5 protein-coding genes are annotated in these 5,458 nt (G+C 63.6%); 1 reads left to right on the forward strand and 4 read right to left on the reverse strand.

Features of this window, described 5'->3' with window-relative positions; translation table 11 throughout:
• The coding region (locus tag AAFM15_RS11520; protein WP_341686857.1) for a tRNA-guanine transglycosylase at positions 1-298 on the reverse strand (298 nt) is incomplete at its 3' end.
• Between the two features lie 22 nt (positions 299-320).
• Positions 321-1,202, reverse strand: coding sequence for a DMT family transporter (locus tag AAFM15_RS11525; RefSeq protein WP_341686858.1), 882 nt, complete (start codon positions 1,200-1,202; stop codon positions 321-323).
• 36 nt (positions 1,203-1,238) lie between these two features.
• On the opposite strand from AAFM15_RS11525, the gene pyrF reads away from it, so the two are divergent.
• Complete coding sequence (gene pyrF, locus AAFM15_RS11530; protein ID WP_341686859.1) at positions 1,239-2,066, forward strand: orotidine-5'-phosphate decarboxylase; 828 nt, start codon at positions 1,239-1,241, stop codon at positions 2,064-2,066.
• Here the strand turns inward: pyrF and AAFM15_RS11535 are convergent, their stop codons facing one another.
• Together AAFM15_RS11535 and uvrA are read right to left on the reverse strand one after the other, a co-directional pair.
• Positions 2,067-2,681 (reverse strand): CYTH domain-containing protein, encoded by a 615-nt coding sequence (locus AAFM15_RS11535; protein ID WP_341686860.1) that lies wholly within the window; start codon positions 2,679-2,681, stop codon positions 2,067-2,069.
• A gap of 5 nt (positions 2,682-2,686) precedes the next feature.
• Positions 2,687-5,458, reverse strand: a 2,772-nt coding sequence (gene uvrA / locus AAFM15_RS11540) for an excinuclease ABC subunit UvrA (RefSeq protein ID WP_341686861.1), incomplete at its 5' end; no start/stop codon positions are given.

The raw sequence follows: 5,458 nt of genomic DNA on the forward strand, positions 1-5,458 counted from the left end.
ACCAGACCTGGAAACCGCCCGAGTCGGTCAGGATGGGTTTGTCCCATTTTTCGAACTGATGCAGGCCACCAAAGCTTTGCATGATGTCCAGACCGGGACGCATCCAGAGGTGGAAGGTGTTGCCCAGAATGATCTGTGCGCCCATCTCGTGCAGGCTGCGGGGCATGACGCCTTTGACCGTGCCATACGTGCCCACCGGCATGAAGATGGGCGTTTGCACCACCCCGTGGTTAAGGGTGAGCGTGCCTCGGCGGGCGTGGCTGGAAGGGTCGGTCTTGAGCAGGTCGAATTTGAGCATGGGCGCCATTGTAGAGAGGGCGTCAAGCCGCTCGTCGTGGCCAGAGCACGCTGGCAATGGCCACCAGCACCAGGGCAATCGCGCTCCAGTCCTGCCAGTGCAGCACTTCGCCCAGCCACAGCGCGCCGCTGAACACGCCCACAACCGGAATCATCATCACGCTCAAGGTGGACGCAATGGGAGGCAAGCTGCGCGCCAGGTAAAACCAGACGCTGTGTGCAAAGCCAATCACCATCACGGCGTTGTAAATCACAGCGGCCAAGGTGTGCGCAGGCATGGCGTGCCATTGTTCGCGTTCAAAAAGCCAGGCCAACACGGTCAGGCTGACGCTGGTGATCACGCTCATCCAGAACGCCAGGGTCAGCGTGTGAGCCGGCATCTTGGTGCGGCGCAGCAGCTGCGTTCCCATGGCCCAGGCCGCCGCAGCGCCCAAGGCCAGCAACACGCCCACAGGCCGCCCACCCAGGTTGGCCAGCTCATGCCACAACAAAAGCACCACTCCGCCCGCAGCGGCCGCCACCCCCAGCCAAGCGCGGGGCGGCAAGCGGTCACTGAACAAGGTGGCACCCAAAACAGCCGAAAAAATCGGCATGGTGTAGCCCAAAATGGCCGCCCGCCCGCTGGACAGCGACTGCACCGCCACAATGATCAGGCTGTGCCAAAGCACCATGTTGAAAAAAGCCAGCTTGAGCACCTCGGGCCAATGCGCACGCTCAACTTTGAAAGGCAACTTTTGCTGCCACAGCACCAACGCCAGCACCGGCACGCCCAGCCACAAACACCAAAGGCGAAACGTCAAAGGCGGAAAGCCTGTGACCCCGGCTTTCATGATGGGCCAGTTCACGCCCCAGACCAGGGTGAGCAGAACCAGCAAGGTCCATTGACGGGTGGAAAGTTTGTGCATGGCCGGCATCTTAGGTGAAACCTTAAAATCCTGCCCATGACCTTCCTAGACATGCTGCGCGCCGCCGAGCGCCAAAACCGTTCCATGCTGTGCGTGGGCCTGGACCCCGAACCGACCAAGTTTCCGGCCGGCATGAAGGGCGATGCCAACAAGATTTACGACTTTTGCGCCCGCATTGTGGACGCGACGGCGGACCTGGTCAGCAGCTTCAAGCCGCAGATTGCCTACTTTGCCGCGCACCGCGCCGAGGGTCAGCTGGAGCGTTTGATGGAGCACATGCGCCGTGTGGCGCCGCAGGTGCCGATCATTCTGGATGCCAAGCGCGGCGACATTGGCTCCACCGCCGAGCAGTACGCCAAGGAAGCCTTTGACCGTTACGGCGCCGATGCCGTCACGCTCTCGCCCTTCATGGGCTGGGATTCGGTGGCGCCGTACCTCAAGTACGAGGGCAAGGGCGCGTTTTTGCTCTGCCGGACTTCCAACCCCGGTGGCGACGATCTGCAAAACCAGCGCCTGGCCTCGGTCGATGGCCAGCCGCGTGTGTATGAGCATGTGGCCGCGTTGGCGCAGGGCCCCTGGAACCTGAATGGCCAGCTGGGTCTGGTGGTGGGTGCGACTTACCCCAACGAGATCGAGCGTGTGCGCGAGCTGGCGCCGACGGTGCCTTTGCTGATTCCGGGCGTCGGTGCGCAAGGCGGCGATGCAGTGGCCACGGTCAAGGCCGGCTGGCGCGAGGGGGCAAGCATCATCGTGAACTCATCGCGTGCGGTGCTCTACGCCAGCAGTGGCGATGACTTTGCGGCAGCTGCACGCAAAGTGGCGCAGCAAACCCGCGACACGCTGGAGGCGGCCAAGGCGGCCTGATCAGCGCGAGCGCTCCCACAGCGCCATGCCGCGTTGGGCCTTGCTGGTGTCGTTGGGCGTAAGGGCAATGGCACCTTGCGCCGTTTGACGCAGCGCGGCGGCCAGTGTGCTGAGCCCCGATTCGGGCCCGGCCAGCAATTCCAGCTCCAACTCCAGTAAATGCTCGTTCAGCGGAGTGCCGGGGACGTGGATGCGGCCTTGGTCCAGCGCCACTTCAATGCGGGCCCCATCGTGTTCAAGAACCCAGCGCTGGCGCTCAAAGTCAGTGGCAAACAGTGGTTGCAGGGCGGGGCGCAAAGCCATCAGGTCTGCGGCCAGCGTGACATCGTCGACCAGCGCGTCAAACTGCAAAGCGCCTGGCGTGGTTGGGCCTTCCCATTCCTGGCGGCGTGACAGGCCGTTTTCGCTGCGGCCAGCGGTTTTGACGGTCAGCAGCCATTGTGTGCCCGCAAGCCGCTCGCGCACGGCCATGCGCCTGGCTTGGAGGTCGAGTGCAGGGGTGTCGAAGTAGGTGTTGAGCAGGCGCTGTGGCTCAAGTGAACTGCCGAGCAAAGGGTGACTGAGCAGACGCGGCAGGTCTGCCGCATCCAGGCTGAGTTTGAGTTCTGTTTCCATGCAGATCAGGTGGGGTTCAGCAATCGGTGCAAATAAGCGCCGGTGTGGCTTGAGGGGTTCGCCGCGATCTGCTCGGGTGTGCCTTCGGCCACCACCGTGCCGCCACCCGCACCGCCTTCGGGCCCCATGTCGATCAGCCAGTCGGCGGTCTTGATGACGTCCAGGTTGTGCTCGATCACGACGATGGTGTTGCCCGCGTCGCGCAGCTGGTGCAGCACTTTGAGCAGCAAATCGATGTCGGCAAAGTGCAATCCGGTGGTCGGCTCGTCTAGGATGTAGAGCGTGCGGCCGGTGTCGCGCTTGGAGAGTTCCTGCGCGAGCTTGACGCGCTGCGCCTCGCCGCCCGAGAGCGTGGTGGCGCTCTGGCCCAGACGGATGTAACTCAGGCCCACATCCAGCAGGGTCTGCAGCTTGCGGGCGATGCTGGGCACGGCGCTGAAGAAGGCGTAGGCCGCTTCCACCGTCATGTCTAGGATCTGCGCGATGTTCTGGCCCTTGTACTGGATCTCCAGCGTCTCGCGGTTGTAGCGCATGCCGTGGCACACGTCGCAGGGCACGTACACATCGGGCAGGAAATGCATCTCCACCTTGACCATGCCATCGCCCTGACATGCCTCGCAGCGGCCCCCGCCCGACGATGCACTCACGTTGAAACTGAAGCGGCCCGGGCCGTAGCCGCGCTCGCGGGCGGCGGGCACTTCGGCCATCAGTTCGCGGATGTGGGTGAACAGCCCGGTGTAGGTGGCCGGGTTGCTGCGCGGGGTGCGGCCAATCGGTGACTGGTCGACGTTGATGACCTTGTCGAAATGCTGCAGGCCTTTGATTTCTTCGTGCGGCGCGGGTTCGTCGTGCGCGCGGTGGATTTGTTGTGCAGCCGCCGTGTACAGCGTGTCGTTCACCAGCGTGGATTTGCCCGAGCCGGACACACCGGTCACGCAGGTCAGCAGGCCGACCGGGAACTTCACGTTCACGTTTTTCAGGCTGTGGCCGCTGGCGCCCACGACCTCGAGCCAGTCCTGGCCCGGCTTGTGGCGTTTCGGGATCGCGATCTGTTTTCGGCCCGACATGTATTGGCCCGTGATGGACTCTGGCGCTGCCAGGATGTCGGCACAAGTGCCCTGCGCCATCACGCGCCCGCCGTGCACGCCCGCACCCGGGCCCATGTCGATGACGTGGTCGGCGGTGCGGATCATGTCTTCGTCGTGTTCGACCACCAGCACGCTGTTGCCAATGTCGCGCAGGTGTTTGAGTGTGCCGATCAGGCGGTCGTTGTCGCGCTGGTGCAGGCCGATGCTGGGCTCGTCCAGCACGTACATCACGCCCGTGAGCCCGGAGCCGATCTGGCTGGCCAGACGGATGCGCTGTGCCTCGCCACCACTCAGGGTGTCGGCGCTGCGGTCCAGGCTCAGGTAGTTCAGGCCCACGTCGTTGAGGAACTTCAGGCGCGAGGCGATCTCGCGCACCACCTTGTCGGCGATGTCGGCTTTGGCGCCCGAGAGTTTAAGACTCTGGAAGTAACTCTGTGCCTCGCCCAGTGTGACGTGGCTGATCTCGTAGATGGCGCGGGCCTGCGCACCTTCTCCAATGCGCACATGGCGGGCGTCGCGCTTGAGGCGGGTGCCGTGGCAGTTGGTGCAAGGCTGGGTGCTGCGGTAACGCGACAGGTCTTCGCGCACCAGGGCCGAATCGGTCTCGCGGTAGCGCCGCGTCATGTTGGGGATGATCCCTTCGAACGGGTGCTTCTTGCTGACCTTTTTGCCCTGCGAGGCACCGGACTCCATGATGTAACTGAACTTGATTTCTTCTTCGCCCGAGCCGTGCAGGATGACCTGCTGGATGTCGGGGGCGAGGTTTTCAAAGGGCGACTCCACGTCGAACTTGTAGTGCCTGGCCAGGCTTTCGAGCATGCTGAAGTAAAAGCCGTTGCGCCGGTCCCAGCCCTTGATGGCGCCGCTGGCCAGACTCAGACTCGGAAAGGCCACCACCCGCTCGGGGTCGAAGAACTCCATGGTGCCGATGCCGTCGCAGCTGGGGCAAGCGCCCTGCGGCGAGTTGAACGAGAACACGCGGGGCTCCAGCTCGGCGATCGAGTGGTTGCAGACCGGGCAGGCAAAGCGGGCGTTGAACAGGTGTTCTTTGCCACTGTCCATTTCGATCGCCAAGGCACGCTGCTCGGCCAGGTTCAGCGCCGCTTCAAAGCTCTCGGCCAGACGCTGGCGCAGGGCATCGCGGGCCTTCGCATCCTCTTCCGAACGAACCTTGAGCCGGTCGATCACCACGTCGATGTTGTGCTTCTCGTTCTTTTTCAGTTCAGGCAGATCTTCGGCCTCAAATACCTGGCCACCGATGCGAAAGCGCACATAACCCAGCGCCTGCATCTGCTCGAACACCTTTTCGAACTCGCCCTTTTTCTCGCGGGCGATCGGTGCCAGCACCATCAGTTTGGTGTCTTCGGGCAAGGCCATCACCGCGTCGACCATCTGGGCCACGGTCTGCGCCTGCAGCGGCAGGTCGTGGTCGGGGCAGTGCGGCGTGCCTGCGCGGGCAAACAGCAGGCGCAGGTAGTCGTGGATCTCGGTGACCGTGCCCACGGTGGAGCGAGGGTTGTGGCTGGTGGCCTTTTGCTCGATGGAAATCGCGGGCGACAGGCCCTCGATCAGGTCCACATCGGGCTTGTCCATCAGCTGCAGAAACTGCCGCGCATAGGCCGACAGGCTCTCGACATAGCGGCGCTGGCCTTCGGCATACCGCGTGTCAAAGGCCAGGCTGGACTTGCC

This window comes from Limnohabitans sp. (assembly GCF_038134685.1).
In the GTDB taxonomy this organism is placed as follows: domain Bacteria; phylum Pseudomonadota; class Gammaproteobacteria; order Burkholderiales; family Burkholderiaceae_C; genus Limnohabitans_A.

Coding starts and splice junctions, on each gene's coding strand:
- pyrF (WP_341686859.1), top strand. CDS start 1,239: ATGACCTTCCTAGACATGCTGCGCGCCGCCGAGCGCCAAAACCGTTCC.
- AAFM15_RS11535 (WP_341686860.1), bottom strand. CDS start 2,681: ATGGAAACAGAACTCAAACTCAGCCTGGATGCGGCAGACCTGCCGCGT.
- AAFM15_RS11525 (WP_341686858.1), bottom strand. CDS start 1,202: ATGCACAAACTTTCCACCCGTCAATGGACCTTGCTGGTTCTGCTCACC.